General features: G+C 45.8%; 23 protein-coding genes, 3 tRNA genes and 1 other annotated feature. Of the genes, 23 read left to right on the top strand and 3 right to left on the bottom strand.

From position 1 onward, the window contains the following. Nucleotides 1-5 precede the first annotated feature (5 nt). The 12 genes from UCH007_RS04295 (at nucleotide 6) to rplL (ending at nucleotide 5,689) form a co-directional block, all read left to right on the top strand. Nucleotides 6-719, top strand: coding sequence for a PIG-L deacetylase family protein (locus UCH007_RS04295; protein WP_023652408.1), 714 nt, complete (start codon nucleotides 6-8; stop codon nucleotides 717-719). Between the two features lie 162 nt (nucleotides 720-881). Beyond that, nucleotides 882-954: transfer RNA gene (locus UCH007_RS04290), tRNA-Thr, on the top strand. A gap of 40 nt (nucleotides 955-994) precedes the next feature. Then, nucleotides 995-1,078, top strand: a tRNA-Tyr gene (locus tag UCH007_RS04285). Nucleotides 1,079-1,140: 62 nt separating this feature from the next. Further along, nucleotides 1,141-1,216 (top strand) — tRNA-Thr (locus UCH007_RS04280). Between the two features lie 28 nt (nucleotides 1,217-1,244). Next, nucleotides 1,245-2,447 carry an elongation factor Tu gene (gene tuf / locus UCH007_RS04275; protein ID WP_012882149.1) on the top strand — a complete coding sequence of 401 codons (1,203 nt, stop codon included), beginning with the start codon at nucleotides 1,245-1,247 and terminating at the stop codon, nucleotides 2,445-2,447. A 1-nt stretch (nucleotide 2,448) separates the two neighbouring features. Further along, entirely contained in the window at nucleotides 2,449-2,616 is a 168-nt protein-coding gene (rpmG, locus tag UCH007_RS04270; protein ID WP_011309437.1) for a 50S ribosomal protein L33, read from the top strand. 23 nt (nucleotides 2,617-2,639) lie between these two features. After that, the gene (gene secE, locus UCH007_RS04265; protein ID WP_012882148.1) at nucleotides 2,640-2,858 is read left to right on the top strand and encodes a preprotein translocase subunit SecE; all 219 of its coding nucleotides are present in this window, start codon (nucleotides 2,640-2,642) and stop codon (nucleotides 2,856-2,858) included. Nucleotides 2,859-2,905: 47 nt separating this feature from the next. Next, nucleotides 2,906-3,439 carry a transcription termination/antitermination protein NusG gene (nusG, locus tag UCH007_RS04260; protein WP_012882147.1) on the top strand — a complete coding sequence of 178 codons (534 nt, stop codon included), beginning with the start codon at nucleotides 2,906-2,908 and terminating at the stop codon, nucleotides 3,437-3,439. 18 nt (nucleotides 3,440-3,457) lie between these two features. Beyond that, the gene (gene rplK, locus UCH007_RS04255) at nucleotides 3,458-3,880 is read left to right on the top strand and encodes a 50S ribosomal protein L11 (RefSeq protein ID WP_012882146.1); all 423 of its coding nucleotides are present in this window, start codon (nucleotides 3,458-3,460) and stop codon (nucleotides 3,878-3,880) included. Nucleotides 3,881-3,883: 3 nt separating this feature from the next. Beyond that, nucleotides 3,884-4,597, top strand: a complete 714-nt coding sequence (gene rplA / locus UCH007_RS04250) for a 50S ribosomal protein L1 (protein ID WP_023652405.1) — start codon at nucleotides 3,884-3,886, stop codon at nucleotides 4,595-4,597. A 9-nt stretch (nucleotides 4,598-4,606) separates the two neighbouring features. Next, nucleotides 4,607-4,738: a sequence feature (ribosomal protein L10 leader region), on the top strand. Between the two features lie 12 nt (nucleotides 4,739-4,750). After that, a complete protein-coding gene (rplJ, locus tag UCH007_RS04245) occupies nucleotides 4,751-5,281 on the top strand; it encodes a 50S ribosomal protein L10 (protein ID WP_012882144.1) in 531 nt (176 codons plus the stop codon). Nucleotides 5,282-5,314: 33 nt separating this feature from the next. Next, nucleotides 5,315-5,689, top strand: coding sequence for a 50S ribosomal protein L7/L12 (rplL, locus tag UCH007_RS04240; protein WP_012882143.1), 375 nt, complete (start codon nucleotides 5,315-5,317; stop codon nucleotides 5,687-5,689). Between the two features lie 81 nt (nucleotides 5,690-5,770). Here the strand turns inward: rplL and UCH007_RS04235 are convergent, their stop codons facing one another. Next, complete coding sequence (locus UCH007_RS04235) at nucleotides 5,771-6,415, bottom strand: DUF502 domain-containing protein (RefSeq protein WP_046961145.1); 645 nt, start codon at nucleotides 6,413-6,415, stop codon at nucleotides 5,771-5,773. A 101-nt stretch (nucleotides 6,416-6,516) separates the two neighbouring features. Here UCH007_RS04235 and UCH007_RS04230 point away from each other — a divergent pair, with 101 nt between their 5' ends. Then, nucleotides 6,517-6,951, top strand: coding sequence for a GNAT family N-acetyltransferase (locus UCH007_RS04230; RefSeq protein WP_156171833.1), 435 nt, complete (start codon nucleotides 6,517-6,519; stop codon nucleotides 6,949-6,951). Between the two features lie 43 nt (nucleotides 6,952-6,994). Here the strand turns inward: UCH007_RS04230 and UCH007_RS04225 are convergent, their stop codons facing one another. After that, on the bottom strand, nucleotides 6,995-7,870 hold the full coding sequence (locus tag UCH007_RS04225; RefSeq protein ID WP_023652401.1) for a GNAT family N-acetyltransferase: 876 nt from the start codon (nucleotides 7,868-7,870) through the stop codon (nucleotides 6,995-6,997). A gap of 1 nt (nucleotide 7,871) precedes the next feature. After that, on the bottom strand, nucleotides 7,872-9,392 hold the full coding sequence (locus UCH007_RS04220; RefSeq protein WP_023652400.1) for a YifB family Mg chelatase-like AAA ATPase: 1,521 nt from the start codon (nucleotides 9,390-9,392) through the stop codon (nucleotides 7,872-7,874). A 190-nt stretch (nucleotides 9,393-9,582) separates the two neighbouring features. Here UCH007_RS04220 and nusA point away from each other — a divergent pair, with 190 nt between their 5' ends. From nusA to UCH007_RS04175, 10 genes are all read left to right on the top strand, one after another. Further along, nucleotides 9,583-11,058, top strand: coding sequence for a transcription termination factor NusA (gene nusA, locus UCH007_RS04215; protein WP_023652399.1), 1,476 nt, complete (start codon nucleotides 9,583-9,585; stop codon nucleotides 11,056-11,058). Further along, nucleotides 11,033-11,347, top strand: coding sequence for an RNase P modulator RnpM (gene rnpM, locus UCH007_RS04210; protein WP_023652398.1), 315 nt, complete (start codon nucleotides 11,033-11,035; stop codon nucleotides 11,345-11,347). The genes nusA and rnpM overlap by 26 nt, the downstream gene beginning before the upstream one ends. After that, on the top strand, nucleotides 11,328-13,109 hold the full coding sequence (gene infB, locus UCH007_RS04205) for a translation initiation factor IF-2 (RefSeq protein WP_046961144.1): 1,782 nt from the start codon (nucleotides 11,328-11,330) through the stop codon (nucleotides 13,107-13,109). The genes rnpM and infB overlap by 20 nt, the downstream gene beginning before the upstream one ends. Beyond that, the gene (gene rbfA / locus UCH007_RS04200) at nucleotides 13,109-13,465 is read left to right on the top strand and encodes a 30S ribosome-binding factor RbfA (RefSeq protein WP_012882136.1); all 357 of its coding nucleotides are present in this window, start codon (nucleotides 13,109-13,111) and stop codon (nucleotides 13,463-13,465) included. The genes infB and rbfA overlap by 1 nt, the downstream gene beginning before the upstream one ends. A 2-nt stretch (nucleotides 13,466-13,467) precedes the next feature. Further along, a complete protein-coding gene (truB, locus tag UCH007_RS04195) occupies nucleotides 13,468-14,370 on the top strand; it encodes a tRNA pseudouridine(55) synthase TruB (RefSeq protein WP_046961143.1) in 903 nt (300 codons plus the stop codon). A gap of 82 nt (nucleotides 14,371-14,452) precedes the next feature. Further along, nucleotides 14,453-14,590, top strand: a complete 138-nt coding sequence (locus UCH007_RS07785) for a DUF5679 domain-containing protein (protein WP_023652395.1) — start codon at nucleotides 14,453-14,455, stop codon at nucleotides 14,588-14,590. Nucleotides 14,591-14,732: 142 nt separating this feature from the next. Next, the gene (locus tag UCH007_RS04190) at nucleotides 14,733-15,845 is read left to right on the top strand and encodes an inositol-3-phosphate synthase (protein WP_046961142.1); all 1,113 of its coding nucleotides are present in this window, start codon (nucleotides 14,733-14,735) and stop codon (nucleotides 15,843-15,845) included. 44 nt (nucleotides 15,846-15,889) lie between these two features. Continuing rightward, the gene (locus UCH007_RS04185) at nucleotides 15,890-17,038 is read left to right on the top strand and encodes a glycosyltransferase family 4 protein (protein WP_046961141.1); all 1,149 of its coding nucleotides are present in this window, start codon (nucleotides 15,890-15,892) and stop codon (nucleotides 17,036-17,038) included. Between the two features lie 45 nt (nucleotides 17,039-17,083). Next, entirely contained in the window at nucleotides 17,084-17,665 is a 582-nt protein-coding gene (locus UCH007_RS04180; RefSeq protein ID WP_046961140.1) for a CDP-alcohol phosphatidyltransferase family protein, read from the top strand. Nucleotides 17,666-17,770: 105 nt separating this feature from the next. Then, entirely contained in the window at nucleotides 17,771-19,042 is a 1,272-nt protein-coding gene (locus UCH007_RS04175) for an adenylosuccinate synthase (RefSeq protein ID WP_046961546.1), read from the top strand. The last annotated feature ends 25 nt before the right edge of the window (nucleotides 19,043-19,067 follow it).

The following is a 19,067-nucleotide window of genomic DNA, read 5'->3' as shown; positions in this document are numbered from 1 at the left end:
GGGTTATGTCTTTAAAAGCAGATGTATTGGTTATCATGCCTCATCCGGATGATGCCGAATTCGGTGCTGGCGGCACTATTGCCAAAATGACCGCCGAAGGTAAAAAAGTGGCTTATGTGGTATGTACCAATGGAGATAAAGGTACTTCTGACCGCAATATGATACCATCTGAATTGATAAAAATACGCGAGGATGAACAACGTCAGGCGGCAGCTGTCTTGGGCGTAAGCAAGGTGGTTTTTCTGGGTAAACCTGACCAGGGGCTTGAGAATACACCCGAATTGCGCAAGGAGCTGGTGCGGCAGATACGCGCTTTTAAACCGTTTACTGTTATTACTACTGACCCATACCAGCGTTATATGTGGTGGCATAGAGACCACCGCCAGTGCGGAGAAGCCGTGATGGATGCTATTTTCCCGTATTCGCGTGACCATCTGGCCTATCCTGACCTTATTGCGGAAGGTCTTGAACCCCATAAAGTTACCGAACTTTTACTTTCAAATCCGCAGGAGCCCAACTATCAGGTAGATATCAGCCAGACGGCAATACTGAAGCTCAAATCTATTTCATGCCACAAAAGTCAGGGCGGCGGCAGAATGGATGAAGTTATTCTGGCTTTGAGCGGGAATGGTGATATCGGTAAATATATAGATATGTATCCGGATGCCGAAAAATATATAAAAACCGAATCCTTTCACAGGGTGGATATGTGGTGGTAAATTAACCGGTATGTAATCCATTTCGGGCGAATAACTGTCAGCTATGCCATGCTTTCGAAAATAGATACGAAAACAGCTGATTTTGCTTGACTTTAGAGCTTTATTTACGTATAATCTCACTTTGATTGTTTGACAATCAGCCTGAAACGTGATAAAAATATTGCCCGAGTGGCGCAAAGGAAGCGCAACCGACTTGTAATCGGTAGGTTAGCGGGTTCGAATCCCCTCTCGGGCTGAGCCGCTAACTTTTTTTTGGGCTTTTTTAACAGCATCATGGAGAGGTGCCGGAGTGGTTAATCGGAGCAGACTGTAAATCTGCCGCCCTAAGGGCTACGCAGGTTCGAACCCTGCCCTCTCCAGAGTATTTTATGACCCCGTCGGGCTGGACAGTGGGTATTAAAATAAATATAATGTAAGCGTTGCCCACATAGCTCAGTAGGTAGAGCACGTTCTTGGTAAGAACGGGGTCATCAGTTCGAATCTGATTGTGGGCTCCATAATAATAAGGGGGAATAATTAAAAGAAATGGCAAAGCAAAAGTTTGACCGCTCTAAGCCTCATTGTAATGTAGGCACTATTGGGCACGTAGACCATGGCAAAACTACCCTGACTGCGGCTATCACCAAGACCCTTTCAACCAAGGGCTGGGCTGATTTCCGCGCCTATGACCAGATTGACAACGCTCCTGAGGAAAAAGCTAGAGGTCTGACAATTGCTATTTCTCATATTGAATATCAGACCGAGACCAGGCATTATGCCCATATTGACTGCCCTGGACATGCTGACTATATCAAGAATATGATCACCGGTGCCGCTCAGATGGACGGTGCTATTCTGGTGGTTTCCGCGCCTGATGGCCCCATGCCCCAGACCCGTGAACATGTACTTTTGATTCATCAGGTAGAAGTACCTGCTGTAGTCGTAGCTCTTAATAAATGCGATATGATGGATGATGAAGAACTGCTTGAGCTGGTTGAGCTTGAGGTTCGTGAACTTCTTACCAAAAACTCTTTCCCCGGTGATGAAATTCCGGTAGTTAGAGTAAGTGCCATTAAAGCCCTTGAGTGCGGCTGTGGCAAGCGTGAATGTGAATGGTGCGGCAGAATCTGGAAACTGATGGATGCTGTTGATTCCTACATACCCATTCCTCCCCGTCCTGTTGACAAGCCCTTCTTGATGAAGGTTGAAGATGTATTCAGCATTAAAGGCCGCGGTACTGTTGCTACCGGCCGTGTTGAACGCGGTGTTATTAAAGGCGGCGATGAAGTTGACCTGGTCGGTCTGCATCATGAGCCCCGCAAGATTGTTGTTACCAGTTTGGAAATGTTCCATAAGATTCTTGACTCCGCTGAACCTGGCGATGCTGTCGGGTTGCTTCTCCGCGGTGTTGAGCGTGAAGATATTGAGCGCGGTATGGTACTTGCCAAACCCGGCTCCATCAAGCCTCATGTTAATGCTGAAGCTGAAGTTTATGTACTCAGCAAGGACGAAGGCGGCCGCCATACACCTTTCTTCAATGGCTACAAACCTCAATTCTTCTTTGGTACTACTGATGTTACCGGTGAGATTCATCTTCCCGAAGGCGTTGAAATGGTTGTACCCGGTGACCATGTGAAAATGAAGATTTCCACTATTTATCCGGTAGCTATGGAAAAGGGTATGCGTTTTGCCATCCGTGAAGGCGGTAAGACCGTTGGTGCGGGTGCCATCTCTCAGGTATTAGCGTAAAATGGCCAAAAAAACTGACACAAGAATTGTGATTAATATGGCTTGTACGGACTGTGGTGAAAGAAATTACACCACCGAAAAGAACAAGCGTAATGATCCCAGGCGAATAGAACTAAGTAAGTATTGCCCGCGATGCCGTGAGGCAAAGGTACATCGCGAGACCAAGTAGATAAAGGAGGAGAGCTAGGTAATATGTGTCCTTCCGCACAGCAAACTGCCAAGGCGGCTGGTAAGAAACCTGGTTTCTTTTCCAACCTTGTTGCCGAATTAAAAAAAGTAGTCTGGCCGAGCCGGCCAGACGTTATAAAGCTAACCACCATGGTTTTGGTGGTTGCTATAGCGGTTGGTATTGTACTGGGCGTTGTAGATTACGGCTTTAGCTGGTTTATTGATAACGTATTTGTAAAATAATGCGTTTAGAAATGTTATGGGGTTGCCGACTGACAAGGTGAAATTTTATGACTGTTAAACAAAAGAATTGGTATGTGGTGCATACCTACTCCGGGCATGAAGAACGAGTCCGTAAAGGTCTTGACGAACGGATTAAGTCTATGGATGCCGAGGATGATATAGAGCGGGTTGTATTGCCTACCGAAGAAGAAGTTGAAGTTAAAAACGGTCAGCGGCGAACCATCAGAAAGAAAATCCTGCCCGGTTATGTGCTGGTGCAGATGAACATGAATGATAAAAGCTGGACTATAGTCCGCAATACTCCCGGTGTTACTGGCTTTGTAGGTTCCGAGGGTAAGCCGACCAATTTGCCGCCCGAAGAAGTCAGCCGTATACTGGACCAAATGGAAGCTGAATCGCCCAGAGTTAAGGTTGGTTTCCGCAAGGGACAGAGTGTCAGGGTTATTGACGGACCGTTCGTTGATTTTATCGGCATGGTAGACGAAATTAACACTGAAAAAGGCAAGGTCAAGGTGCTTCTTTCCCTGTTCGGGCGGGAAACTCCTGTGGAACTTGACTTTTTGCAGGTCGAAAAGCTCTAGAGGCTTTAGGAGACATACGTGGCAAAAAAAGTAAAGGCAATTGTAAAATTACAGATACCTGCAGGTAAAGCCAATCCTGCACCTCCCATTGGTCCGGCGCTGGGTCAGCACGGTATCAATATCATGGGTTTCTGTAAAGAATATAACGAACGCACAGCCTCTATGACGGGCACTATTGTACCTGCAGAGATAACTATTTATGATGACCGCTCTTTTACATTTATCACCAAAACCCCTCCCGCGGCTGACCTTTTGAAAAAGGCGGCTGGTGTTGCGGCAGGTTCTGGTACTCCCAGCAAAAGCGTCGTTGCTGTTATCTCAAAGGGCCAACTCAGAGAAATTGCTTCGGTCAAGATGAAGGACCTGAATGCAGTTAATATTGAGGGTGCAGAAAGAATTATTGAAGGTACTGCCCGCAGCATGGGCATTAAGGTGGAATAACAGATGGTAACACGCGGTAAAAAATATCAGGACGCAATAAAACTGCTTGACCAGAGTTTGGCTTACGCTCCGGCTGAAGCTATTGATATGGCCAAGAAAATGGCTGCGGCAAAGTTTGATGAGACCGTTGAAATGCATCTGAAGATGGGCCTTGATCCTAAAAATGCTACCCAGCAGTTGCGCGGTGTAGCCGTATTGCCCCATGGGTTAGGTAAAACCGTACGTGTATTGGTATTCGCCCAGGGTGAAGCTGAAAAAGCGGCTCAAGCGGCCGGTGCTGATGTATACGGTGGTGAAGAGCTTATAAAGAAGGTTGAAGCCGGTTTCCTTGATTTTGACGTTGCTATATCTACCCCTGACATGATGAGCAAAGTTGGTAAACTTGGTAAAGTTCTGGGCCGGCGCGGTCTTATGCCTAACCCTAAGAGCGGCACTGTAGTCCCTGCTGAAGATTTCAAACAAGTTGTTACCGAAGCCCGCAAAGGACGTGTGGAATTCAAACTGGATCGTTCAGGCATTGTACATATCGTATTGGGCAAGGCCAGTTTTGAAGGGCAGGCTTTGCTGGAGAATATGACCTCTGTGATAGATGCTATTATACGTTCAAAGCCCACCGGTGCCAAAGGCCAGTACATCAAGAGTGCTTATCTGGCTACTACCATGGGGCCTGGTGTAAAGATGGATCTCAGGGCTGTGTCTGCCATGGGTGGCGCATAAGTCAGCCGTATTTATAACTGAATATTTCCTGAGACGTGGGTGCCTATTGGCTTAATACATTGCCTGCCGAGGATACAAGACTTTTTATTAAGGGTTTTATAAGTCCTTGTGCTTTGGCATAAGGACTTTATTTTTTAGAAAAGGAGGTGCGGTTTGGTAAAGAAGATACGTGAAAAGAAAAAGATAGCAGTTGATGAGTTAACTGACGCTTTAGCTGTTGCCCAGTCTGCGGTTTTTACTGATTACCGCGGTATCAGTACATCAGAGTTGACCACTATACGTGTAAAACTGCGTGAAGCTGGTGTGGGTTACCGGGTGCTTAAAAATACTCTGGCTCGGCGTGCCGCTGACAACACTCACCACACAAATATCAAGAGTGCATTTGAAGGCCCGGTGGCTATGGCTTACTCTTCGAGTGACGTGGTTGCTCCGGCTAGAGTCTTGATGGACTATCTGGCCAGCTCCAAGTCCACTTTAAAAGTAACCGGCGGTTATCTCAGCAACAAGCTTATTTCCGTTGACGAAGTAGCAGAGCTTGCCAAGTTACCGTCTCGCGAAGTGCTTATCAGCAAGGTTTTGGCTGGTATGCAGAGTCCTATTGCCGGTTTGGCGATGGTACTCAATGGTCCTGCCCGTGGTTTGGCCATTGTACTTCAAGCCCGTATGAAACAGCTTGAAGGCTAAATAAAGTAATAAAATATTATAAGGAGTATTTTCATGACTATTGACGAAATGATGAGTGCCATTAAGGGCATGACCGTTATTGAACTGTCCGAATTGGTAAAAGCCCTCGAAAAGGAATTTGGTGTAAGTGCTGCTGTTGCCGTAGCTGCCCCCGCTGCCGGTGGCGGTGCCGCTGTTGCTGCTGCTGAAGAAGAAAAGACCGAATTTAACGTAATCCTGAAGGATGTCGGTGCCAACAAGATTAACGTAATCAAGGCTGTCCGCGAACTTACCAGCCTGGGTCTTAAAGAAGCCAAGGATATGGTTGAAGCCGCTCCCAAGGCTGTTAAAGAGAATGTCAGCAAAGAAGAAGCTGATGCCGCCAAGAAGGCTCTTGAAGCTGCCGGCGCTACCGTAGAAATTAAATAACCTTTAGCCAGATAAAAGTAAAAACAAAGGGGCGGGGACTTTCAGGTCTCTGCCCCTTTGTTTTATTAAAAAACTGATGCCCTAGATTTTGCCGGGGCGTAAATCCCCCTTGCCAATCTCAATACTCTGAATCGTTTCAGGAAACACCAAACCACACGAAAGGAGGGTTTTCATGGCATCTTCAACCGATATATTTACCCTCTCAATCTGATTTTCCCTGAGGAGCTCTAAAAAGCCGCTGGTCGGGTTGGGGGAGCCGGGTACATAAACCAGATACAATTTTTCACCGCTGGAATTGGTGGTTTCATTAGCAATGAATGCCAGACTATGCATACCTGCCCGGGGAAATTCTACCATTACAGCCTCTTTGAAGGAGACTTTATTACTCACCCCCAGTGTTTCTATGACCTGTTTGGCGCTGTTGTATACCTGATTGAATATAGGTACTTTTGTCAGTAACTTATCTATCCACCCCAATATTTGCTTGCCGAAATAGTTACTTAGCACCAATCCTACTAGATATATAAGGAGCAATGTTACTAAAAGGCCCAATCCCGGGAAATACCAATCGAAGAAAAACTCTATGACAGGCTTTAGCATACCGTCTACTATATTAAATACCCAAATAAGCAGTCCCAGTGCCGCCCCGATGGGCAAAACAAAGGCAAGACCGGTAAAAAAACGATTACGGATTATTTTTAGGGTCTTATTATTGGGTGGTGACATATTTAGCCTCCGGAAAAATTCGGTTTTATTATAGTTTAGCAGTAAAAACACTTTGCATATAGGTGGTGTTTGAATGTACGTTATAGTTTAAATATAATACCATGATTATGTATCAGGTATGCTTAGTTGAAAACGAAAATATTTTGCAAATGGTTTTTGCCCTTCGGTACAGAGTATTTGTAACCGAGCAGGGGATTGACCCAGATACCGAATATGATTTATACGATAAAACTGCCCGTCATCTGGTTATACATAACGTAGAACGGGCTTTAGCCTGTTGCCGTATAAGAATGCTGGATAAAAGCCTTGCTAAGATTGAAAGAGTGGCTGTAGATATTGACCACCGCAAGTTTGGTTTGGGAAGGAAGATGATGAACTACGCTGTAAGCATGTTAAAAACAGAAAATGTAGATAGAGTAGTAGTTCATGCTCAGACCAGTGCATTAGGTTTCTATACCAGCTTGGGTTATGCTCCTGACGGAGAGTCCTTTGTGGAGGACGGGATAGAGCACGTCAAAATGCAGATGCACCTGTAAATACATCTGCTAAATATATGCATTGCAGTATGCGGAATATAAACTAATCCTCGGCATCGGTTGTTTTAGATTCTTTTTTATCATCTTTGAAGATATTGCTTACATTTTTGCCGAAAATTTGGGCGGCGTCACCCACTTCTTTAAACTTTACCTTTATTTCCTCGTCTTTAAAGCGGTTGGTTACCGCTTCTGCCGAACTTGAAACACTCTTGCCGAATTCCTTGGCCTTTTCTTTTAAAGAAGGGTCATTAAATATTTCACTGACGGCGCTGCCAAAAGCGGCCAGCATATCACCAAAGCTTTCAGCGGCTTTACGGGAATTAGCTTTGAGGTCTTCTTTCACGTTTTTTTCTCCTTCAGTCATCACAGGTAATTCGGTTTTATAGTCTTCGCGGGGAAGAACAAAGAGTATGGTGCCCTGTTCCATGCCTTTACCGGAAGCGCTGAAACCTATTTTTACCAGAAGTTTTTGGGCGGCTATAGATTCGGGATAAGTCTGGGCTATAATCTCTTTGATATCTTGGTCTTGGAGTATCCAGCCTATCAAGCTATGGACGGCTTCCATGGCATATCCGTGGTGCTGGTAGTGGGCAAGTATAGAATAGTCAATTTCCATACGGCCTTCAGCGGTAGGTTCACCTTTAAAACCTGCCTCCCCGATAAGCTGGCGGTGAGTGCCGGATTGATTCAGAATTATATACCAGTTTAGATAACCGGTTTTAAATTTGCTTGCTTCATATTTTGTCAGCAAGCGTTTAAGGGTTTCACAACCGTAACCTTCCGGCGGCCAGTTAGCTGGAATTTCAGCTTCCAGCAATTGCCCCAATTGCTTTTGTTCTTGAATTTCGCAATTAAGCATGTCGGCGTTTGCCGGTATCAATTCCAGGCGGGGTGTTTGAAGAGTAAGTTGGTCCTTCATTTTATACCTGCCAGCGTGGCCTGTATTGTATCGCTTCGGCCAAGTGATGTGATTTGATTATATCATTATTTTCAAGGTCAGCAATGGTGCGGGCTAATTTCAATATACGGTGATAAGCCCTGGCGGACAAAAACAGTTGTTTGGTAGCGGTACGCAGCAAGTTCTGGGCGGCATCTTCAAGCATGCAAAACTGGCGTATTTCTGCCGGGGTCATTTCCGCGTTGGAAAGTATTTTACTTGTGGCAAAACGCCTTAGCTGAATATCCCGGCATTTCCCCACCCTCCGGCTGACTGCCTCTGATGATTCGCCAAGGCGGTCACTGGAAAGTTTTTCATATTCTATGCGGGGTACATCTATAACTATGTCCACTCTATCTAAAAACGGGCCACTGATTCGCCTTTGATAGCGTGTTACCAACCCCGGCGGGCATGTACAATGTTTATAATTATCACCAAAAAAGCCGCAAGGGCAGGGATTCATAGCACCTACCAGCATAAAATTGGCCGGAAAACTGACACTCCCCTGCGCCCGGCTTATGGTCACGGTTTTGTCTTCTAAAGGCTGGCGGAGAAGCTCAAGCAGGCTGTGTCCGAATTCCGGCAGTTCATCCAGAAAAAGAACCCCGCGGTGGCTTAAGCTGATTTCCCCTGGTTTGGGGAAAGTGCCTCCGCCGACCAGCCCGGCGGAAGAAATAGTATAGTGAGGAGACCGAAGAGGGCGGTTGTTTATAAGCGGGGTATTTGGAGGCAGCAGACCGGCAATACTGTATATCTTGGTAACTTCCAGAGCTTCAGCGCTGGTCATCGGCGGGAGTATGGAAACCAACGCCCTTGCCAGCATGGTTTTACCGCTGCCGGGCGGACCGGTCATTATCATATTGTGCCCGCCTGCGGCAGCTACTTCCAACGCCCGTTTTACATTTTCCTGCCCTTTTATGAAAGACAAATCAACATAATTAGTTTGGTTAATATTTTTAAAATCTTCCTTTATTTCACATACCTTGGGTGCAGGTCGGTCTCCCTGCAGGTATTCAGTGATTTCTTTTAGCGCGTTAAATGGAAGTATATTGGCACCCTCAACCAGTGAGGCTTCGCGGGCATCGCAGGCGGGCACAATGATATCGCGATAACCGTTTTGGTAGGCAAGCGCAACCATAGGCAATATGCCGCTGGTATGACGAAGACTACCATCAAGCGAGAGTTCCCCCAGGAATACTATTTGAGATATGTCTGCTTTTAACTGTTCGGAACTTATAAGAATAGCCAAAGCTATTGAAAGATCATATGCAGGGCCGGCTTTTTTGAAATCAGCCGGTGCCAGATTGGCAACTATGCGTTTGACAGGGAAAGTAAAACCGGAGTTACGGATTGCTGCTCTTACCCGCTCACGGGCTTCCTGAACAGCGGCGTCCGGCAGTCCTACAATGGTAAATGACGGCAACCCGGCAGATATGTCGGTTTCCACCTCAACAATAGTGCCTTCCAGTCCAATAAGGGCACAACTTGATACTTTTGCAAGCATAATAGTTAATGTTACAGTTAAGCTTGATGGGTGTCAACGGGATATATTCGCAGGACTTTAAAGCCTTGTATATTGCCAATATACAAGGCTTTGTGTTATACTACCGTAAAAGCTAAATCACGTTGTTGAGGTGGGTTCAAACCCACTTTTTTGTTGTATCGGGATAAACTGAGGAGGATACAGAACCGAGATGAAAAGCGACTTTTTGCTCGCTATCACCCAGCTCTCGGCAGAGAAGAATCTGCCAAAAGAAGTAGTACTTGCTACCGTTGAGTCGGCATTGGTATCGGCTTATCGTAAAGAGAGCTTTGCTCCAAACCAGAATATCACGGTGAAAATAGACCCGCTTACCGGTAAGGTAAAAGTCATGGCCGAAAAGCAGGTAGTTGAAAAAGTGATTGACAGCCGCCAAGAAATGCGTTTGCTTGAGGCTAAACGGCAAAAAGCAGATGCAAAAATAGGCGACCTGATGATGGTTGAAGATACTCCGGCTGATGCCGGGCGTATTGCTGCTCAGACTGCCAAGCAGGTTATTTTACAGCGTCTGCATGAGGCAGAAAATACGGCTATATTTGACGAATATGCCTCTAAGGCTGGAGATACTCTGGTGGGTGTAGTTCAGCGAATAGAGCCCAAACAGATTACGGTTGATATCGGCCGGGTAGAAGCTATAATGCCTGCCAGTGAACAGGCTTATGGTGAGAGGTATCGTGCCGGACAGCGGATAAAGGTTTATGTGGTGGACGTGGCTAAAACAGCTAAAGGTCCTGCTGTCATTGTTTCCCGTTCACACCCTGGTCTGGTACGGCGTTTGTTTGAAATGGAAGTACCTGAGGTTTTTAACCAACTGGTAGAGATAAAGGCTGTTGCCCGTGAAGCAGGCTCACGCTCTAAGGTAGCGGTAGGCGCTTTGCAGCCGGGAATTGACCCGGTAGGTTGCTGCGTGGGTTTGCGGGGTATCCGTATCCAAAACATTGTCAGCGAGCTGAACGGAGAAAAAATAGATGTGGTGGCTTGGGATAATGAAATAGCCACTTTTATTGCGAATTCACTCAGCCCTGCTCAAGTTACCAAAGTTATATTGAATGAGGCGGAAAAATCTGCCATTGTAGTTATACCTGACCGTCAGCTCAGTTTGGGCATTGGTAAAGAAGGACAGAATGTGCGTCTAGCAGTTAAACTGACAGGCTGGCGTATTGATATAAAGAGTGCCTCTGACGAAGAAGTTGAACGCGCAGAAGAAGCTGCCCGCAAGCAGGCTGAGCACATCAAACCTGAAGCTGTTGAGAAAACTGTTGAGAAACAACCTGCGGCGGTACCTGTTTCAAAGATTGAAGAGGAATCTGTTGGAAAATTGCCGCCTGCGGAACTAATAATAGAACCTGCGGTTAAAGAAACACCGGCAAAGGCAGAAGCTGTTCCCGAAGAGCAAGGTGTGGTAGTCCCTTTGAATGTGCTTGATAAAGTATCCGAAGGGGATTCGGTCAAACTGCGTTTTGCGGAAGATTTGCTGCCCAGGCGCGAAGTTATCATTGATGACAAAAATAAAAGCAAAAACAAGAAAAAGACCGTTAAAGGCAAGGATACCGCTGAAGATGGTATCAAGCTGAAGGGCAAAAAACGGCGGAATGTAACAGATTATGAATCAGAGGAAATCGACTTCTAAATTTGTGCCCATGCGGACTTGTATTGCCTGCCGTACCGAAAAAGCTAAGATGGAGCTTGTTCGGCTGGTAAGAACAGAAGATAATGACGTAAGGGTAGACCATAGCGGGCGTCTAGAAGGGCGCGGCGCCTATTTGTGCAAAGACATAGCCTGCTGGGAATCCGGGCTAAAGGGCAGTTATATTACTCATGCTCTAAAAATTGCCATAACAACGGAAAACCGTGAGGAATTGTTAAAATATGGGCGCGAAGTGTGTGAGGTGAAAGAAAATGGCAGAGAAGACAAGTAAACCAAGCGCCAAAACTGAAATTGCTCCGCCGGTCAAGGTTATTGAACTTGGGGCAGTGGTATCGGTAAAAGAACTGGCTGATAGTCTGGATACAAACCCTGTTGAAGTTATTAAAGCCCTTATGCGCAAAGGCATCATGGCTAATATAAATCAGGTTATAGATTTTGAGGTGGCCAAAGGGATTGTAGAAGCGGCTGGTTTTGAGGCCAAGCTTAAGATTCTGAAAAAGAGTGCCGCTAAAAAAGTTTCTCCCGCCAAGGAAAAACTGAGCAACTTCCCCCTCCGCCCGCCGGTTGTAACCATTATGGGCCATGTAGACCATGGTAAAACCCGCTTGCTTGATGCTATACGTTCCACTAATGTTATGGAAAAAGAAGCCGGCGGTATTACCCAGCATATCGGGGCATATCAGGTGGAAATCAAAGGCCAGAAGATAACTTTTCTGGATACCCCCGGTCATGAAGCATTTACTGCCATGCGCGCCAGAGGTGCCCAGGCTACCGATATTACGATTTTGGTCGTTGCTGCTGATGACGGCGTTATGCCGCAGACTTTGGAGGCTTTGGATCATGCCAAGGCGGCTGGTGTGCCGATTATATTGGCTATAAACAAAATGGACAAACCTGAAGCTAACCCCGATAGAGTTAAACAGCAGCTGGCCGAAGCCGGGCTGGTGGTTGAAGAATGGGGCGGTGACACTCTGGCAATCCCGACATCTGCCCGCGAAAAGAAGGGTATAAACGAACTGCTGGAAGCAGTCTTGCTTATTGCTGAACTGGAAGATTTAAGAGCCGATCCCAACCAGCCCGCAAATGGCGTGGTTATTGAGGCCGAAATGGATAAAACCAAAGGTCCTATGGCTACCGTACTCGTACAGAGTGGCACCTTGAAACTGGGTGATACCGTGGTTGCAGGTAATACTTGGGGACGCGTAAAGGCTATGTTTAATGATGTGGGCAAACGTATTAAAAAAGCTGAACCTTCCACTCCGGTTGCTCTGCTTGGTATGGAAAATGTACCCCAAGTGGGTGACAAGATTATAGCTGTCGCCACCGAAAAACAGGCTCGGGATATGGTTAATGAAAATAGCCAGGTTATCCGTAAAACCAACGCAGTCAGCCTTACCAATGTTTATGACCAGGTGAGCAAGGGTAATATAAAAGAGCTTAACATAATACTTAAAACCGATGTTCAAGGCAGTCTGGAGCCTATCAAAGATTCATTGGAAAAACTGGGTACGGATAAGATAAAGATAAATATAAACCGCAGCGGTGTTGGCAACATAACCGAGAGTGACGTTATGCTGGCTATGGCGTCAGGCGGTTTGATTATTGGGTTCAGCACCGGCATCGAAACCAATGCTCAGCGTCTGGCTGATGCCGAAGATATTGATATCCGTCATTATGACATTATCTATAAACTGGTAGAAGATGTGGAAAAAGCCCTGCAAGGTTTGCTTGAACCTACTATCAAAGAGGTGATTGACGGCCGGGCCGAAGTTAGGGCAGTCTTTGAAAGCACCAAGAAGCTAAGCATAGCCGGTTGTATGGTATTGGAAGGTAAACTGATAAAGAACTCTCAGGTGAGGCTTCTGCGGGGCGGTGAGGTGATTGTAGATGCACCCAGCAACAGTCTCCGCCGTTTCAAAGATGATGTAAAAGAAGTAGTAGCCGGTTACGAATGCGGCGTGGGACTTAAAGATTTTAATGAATTTCAGAAGAGTGATATTTTAGAGTTTTATCATAAGGAAAAATCACGCTGATGTCACGGCGGATAAAGAAACTGAATCAGCTTTTCAGGGCGGATATAAGTGCCCTCCTTCAAAAAGAGGTTCGTGATCCGCGTCTGGATACGTTATTATCTGTAAATGAAGTAGATATATCTGAAGATATGCGGCATGCTAACGTGTATGTCAGTCATTTATCCGGCAACGAGCACAAAGATGAAATTCTGGCTGCTTTGAATACAGCTGCCGGTTTTTTCCGTACCGAAATAGCCAAGAAGACTGATATCCGCTATATGCCGGTTTTCCATTTCGTGTGGGATGATACAATAGAGAGGGGTGTTCGCCTGAATACCCTTATTGACCGGGTTACTCAACACCAGCCTGAAGACTAGCCATGGATGGCATCTTGAATATCAACAAGCCCTTCGGGATAACCTCCTTTGATGTGGTTTCAAAAATCAGACGTATTTACTCTCAGAAACGAGTAGGGCATGGAGGTACGCTTGACCCGTATGCCACCGGAGTTATCCCCGTTTTTTTAGGCAAATCTACGCGTCTCATAGAGTACCTTTCTTCTGTTAGCAAGACATATCTGGCTAAAATAGAGCTGGGGACAGAAACAGATAGTTATGATAGTGAAGGCGAGGTCACTTCCCGAAAACCCTTTGACCGGATTACACGTGAAATGATACAAACAGCACTGCTGGATTTTCAGGGTGAGATTACTCAAATACCTCCTATGTATAGTGCCGTAAAACATCGCGGAATGCGGCTTTATAATCTGGCTCGTCAGGGTTTAGAGGTAGAAAGAAATCCCCGGACAGCCATGATTTATAGCATAAAACTGCTTGACTGCAATTTGCCTGTACTGCGTTTACGGATAGAATGTGGACATGGTACATATATACGGTCTATCGCTTTTGACTTGGGCAGAAAACTGGGCTGCGGGGCATATCTGAAATCACTGGTCAGAGAAGCTTACGGGCAATTTAATCTGGCAAAATCTCTTTCATTTACTGACCTTGAAGCAGCCAAGAATGAAGGAAAACTCCAGGATATTTTGCTTCCACCCGAAATAGCCATAGGGCATTTGCCTAGAGTGACCCTTGATGAAAAGAATATAACACGCTTGGTAAATGGTTTGGAGATAACACTGGAGCAAAATGACAGGCCTGAGGTAATTGCCGTATATAACACGAAAAACAGATTTGCGGCTATAATCCAGCCGGAGAGTGACGGCAGTTGGCATCCGGCAAAAGTATTCGTAAATCAATGCCTGAAAGAGAATGCGGATTAGCTTAAAATTATACTTATAATGCTTGACAATGCGCCTATAATAGTAGATGATATATTCCAAAATACCCGAAAGGAGACCGGCCATGGTACAGGCTTATTGTGTCAAGGATCGCAAGAAGATTGACGTCAAAGATGCCAGGAGAGTTACTCTGAAAAATGGTCGCGGAGCCTGGCAAGGTACCTGCCCTGTTTGCGGCGGGAAGGTTTTCAGGATAGGCTAAGTTACTTAGTTTATCTTTACAAACGGCTTTAAAAATGCCCGTGTGGGCTTAAAGAGGTATCAAATTATTCAGAGGTTATCTTCTGAAGGGTTAGTGACGTTTCAGGATAGCCTCTTCTGTTGGAAGGAGAGAACGGAAAAAATTGGGTAAAATCAACGTTGCCATTATCGGTGTTGGTAACTGTGCTTCGTCCTTAGTACAGGGTGTTCACTATTACCGGAAAGCAAAGGACACTGAATTCGTTCCAGGTCTGATGCATGTCAATCTTGGCGGTTATCACATTAGCGACATTAACTTCACTGCTGCCTTTGATGTTGATAAAAATAAGGTCGGCAAGGACCTTAGTGAAGCTATTTTTACTAAACCAAATAATACTTTTAAATTCACTGATGTTCCCGAAACCGGCGTCAAAGTTGAGCGCGGCATGACCCATGACGGTCTGGGCAAATATCTTTCCCAGATTATCCAGAAAGCTCCCGGCTCTACCGCTGACATTGTGAAAATCCTCAAAGAAACCAAGACGGATGTTGTTATCAACTATCTGCCGGTGGGTTCTGAGGAAGCCACCAAGTGGTATGTGGAGCAGATTCTGGAAGCCGGATGCGGTATGATTAACTGCATACCGGTATTCATCGCCCGTGAAAAGTATTGGCAGCAGCGTTTTGTAACTGCCGGTGTACCTATTATCGGTGATGATATCAAGTCACAGGTAGGTGCTACCATTACCCATCGCGTACTTACCAGACTGTTCTGTGACCGCGGTGTAAAGCTTGAAAAAACTTATCAGCTGAATTTCGGCGGTAACACTGACTTCCTGAATATGCTTGAACGCGAACGGCTGGAATCAAAGAAAATCTCCAAGACCAATGCAGTTACCTCTCAGCTTGATTACAAGCTTGACCCTGATTGTGTTCATGTAGGCCCCAGTGACTACGTGCCGTGGCTTGAAGACCGCAAGTTCTGCCATATCCGGATGGAAGGCCGGACTTTCGGTGATGTCCCCTTGAATTTGGAGATGAAGCTGGAAGTTTGGGACAGCCCCAACTCCGCCGGTGTAGTCATTGATGCCATTCGTTGCTGCAAATTAGCTATGGATAACGGCATGTCCGGTTCACTGAACGAACCCTCTTCATATTTTATGAAGTCACCTCCCGTTCAGTATACTGACGACGCTGCTCATCTTATGACTGCAGAGTTCATTAAAAAGACCTCTGCCAAGAAACTGGCTGGGGCTGAAAAGAAGGCAGAAAAATAACCCGAACTTCCTTAGTGATACTGTAGGTTAGTTGGCGGTTAACAGTGAAAATAGCTTTAGTCTGTCCTTATGATTTTGCCTACCCGGGTGGCGTGGTTAACCACGTTAGCTCGCTTTATAAAGAACTTAAAATGCTGGGGCATGATGTTCGCATCATTGCTCCAGCATCAAAGTCTCCGGCCGAATACGGTGTTGATTTTATTCGGGTCGGTAAACCCCGTCCTCTGGCTACTTCCGGAACAGTAGTTCGCATCAGCCTTTCGGTGAATCTGAAAAACCGCATAAAACAGGTTTTAGAAACCGAAAAGTTTGATGTTATCCATCTGCATGAGCCATTTATGATAATGCTTTGCAGTGCTATGCTCCGGTTTTCCAAAACCTGTAATGTGGCTACTTTCCATGCCAGTCAGGGCAAGCCCGGTTATAATTTGGGCTGGCCTTTTACCCGCATATTCCTGAGAAGGCGCAGGCGCAACCTCCATGGGCATATGGCGGTTTCCAAAGCAGCTTTGCGTTTTGCCTCCAAATATATCCCCGGTGAATATACTATTGTGCCCAATGGGATAGACCTGGATTTATTTAATACCGAAGTTCAGCCTGTACCGGAGTATATGGATGACAAACTTAATATCCTTTTTGTGGGACGGATGGAGAATCGAAAGGGATTGGGTTATCTTATTGATGCGTACGCCCAGATTAAGCCCCTATGCCCTCAGACAAGGCTTCTGATAGTAGGCCCGGGTACACCCGGGCAAATTAAACATTACCGCGATATAGTAAAACGGCACGAACTTTCAGATGTGGTATTTACGGGCGGGGTTTCCTGCACTGAGCTGCCGCGTTATTATAAAACAGCCCATATTTATTGTTCACCGGCTACCGGCCAGGAAAGTTTTGGTATTGTACTTCTGGAAGCTATGGCTTTGGGTGTGCCGATTGTGGCTTCTCAAATAGAAGGATATCAATGTGTCCTCACGAATAATAAAGAAGGGCTGTTAGTGCCGCCTAAAAATGCAGATGAATTGGCCAAAGCCCTGATGAAACTTGTAGCCCATCCCGATATGCGTTCTGAGCTTAGTGCCGAAGGCTTAAAAACAGTTCAGCAGTATAGCTGGAAAAAGGTTGCTAAAAAAGTTGAAGAGTACTACCATTTGGTGTTAAGCAAAAATCACCACGGTCCGGAAGGTAAATAGTTTGGCTGTTGCCTTCAACTCAGGGCAGAAAAGAGTCTGAATATAATGTCTGGTATGGCAAGCTTACGTAAGGAAATAGCCCTAAAAGTCACCAATCCCATTATAAACCTTTTAGCTAAAACCGGTCTTACCCCCAATATGGTTACGGTAACCGGTTTTATTATTACCCTGGTAGCAGCCGGGATTATAGTGAATGGAAATCTGTTGCTTGCAGGGATTGTTATGCTGCTGGCAGGTGTATTTGACATGCTGGACGGAGCACTGGCCAGACGTACCGGCAAGGTTACCCGCTTCGGGGCAGTACTTGATTCTACTTTGGACAGGGTTTCGGAAGCGGCAATACTTATAGGTATATGCGCTCTTTATTCTCAAAATGGGCAAACACCTGAAGTAGTGCTTGCGGTAGTTACTCTTACCTTATCCCTGATGGTCAGCTATATACGTGCCAGAGCTGAAGCCATGGGGCTTGAGGGCAAGGAAGGGTTTTTTACCAGACCTGAACGGGTGGTTGCCCTGGCTATAGGCATGATGTTTAACATACTTGTGCCGGTGTTGGTGCTGGTAAGCGTGTTAAGTTTGATAACTGTCATTCAGCGGCTTGTAAATGTTTACCGCCAGACCAAATGATAGTGACTTTATCAGCCTAATCTGTTAAACTTTATCGGTTTCCCCTCGGCAACTGGTAGTTGGGTGAGGGGATAAAATATGTTTAAAGCCAAAATTGGGGGAGTTATGCCTGTTACAGCAATAGTCGGTGGACAGTGGGGGGATGAAGGCAAGGGCAAAGTTGTAGATATGCTGGCCCAGGAGGCTGATTACGTAGTACGTTTCTCCGGCGGTGATAATGCGGGTCATACTGTTATCAACCCTATGGGTGAGTTTAAACTTCATATTATTCCTTCAGGGGTTTTTTATCCCGGTGTGAAATGCATTATCGGCAATGGGGTGGTTATAAATCCTGATGTTTTCATACGTGAACGCAATGAACTTATCAGCCGCGGCGTGAATGTTGGCAATGTTTTTATAAGTGACCGGGCTCATCTGGTTTTGCCATATCATATACTGCTGGACGGGCTTGAAGAAGAGGCCAGAGGAAATAAATCACTGGGTACTACCCGAAGGGGGATAGGGCCTGCATTTGTGGATAAATATGCCCGTATGGGCATACGGGTAGGTGATTTGCTTCTGCCCGAATATCTGCGTGAGCGACTGGAGTATGTACTGGAATGTAAAAACCAGCTGCTTACCAAAGTGTATGACGCAGCGCCTATTTCTTTGGATGAAATTTATGAAACCTGCCTCAAATGGGGAAAAGAGTTGGCACCCAATATCAAAGAAACCACTCATATTATTGAAGAGGCTATCAGCCAGGACAAAAAGATAATAATGGAAGGTGCACAGGGGGCTTTGCTTGACCCTGATTTTGGCACTTATCCTTATGGCACTTCCAGTTCGCCTCTGGCAGCCGGCGGTTGTCTGGGGATAGGAATAGGACCGGCTTCAGTAAGTGCTACACTGGGTGTTTTCAAGGCTTACAGTACCAGAGTTGGCGGCGGGCCAATGCCTACCGAGCTTTTAGATGAAACCGGGGATACCATACGTGATGAAGCCCACGAGTACGGTACAACTACTGGCCGTCCCAGACGGATAGGTTGGTTTGATGCGGTGGCCGGAAAGTTCAGCTGCCAGATAAATGGCATGACAACTGCCATAATGACCCGCTTGGATATTATGGATATTTTACCTACCATATCAATTTGTACTGCGTATGAGCTTAACGGCAAGATAATCAAATATTTTCCAGCAAACTCAGGGGAACTTGCTAAGTGCAAGCCTGTTTATGAGGAGATGCCTGGCTGGCTTTGTTCTACTAAAGAAGTTAGAAATTATGAAGATCTGCCGAATGAAGCAAAAGACTATATATGCCGCATTGAGGAGCTTATAGGCTGCCGGATGAGTGCAGTTTGTATTGGCCCTTCACGCGAACAGACTATCTACAAATAAACCTAATATTTCTCTAAATACCGAA

The sequence above is a fragment of the Dehalococcoides sp. UCH007 genome, assembly GCF_001010485.1.
In the GTDB taxonomy this organism is placed as follows: Bacteria; Chloroflexota; Dehalococcoidia; order Dehalococcoidales; family Dehalococcoidaceae; genus Dehalococcoides; species Dehalococcoides mccartyi_A.
The sequence above is the reverse complement of the archived record's forward strand: the minus strand, read 5'-3'. Positions and strand labels throughout refer to the sequence as shown.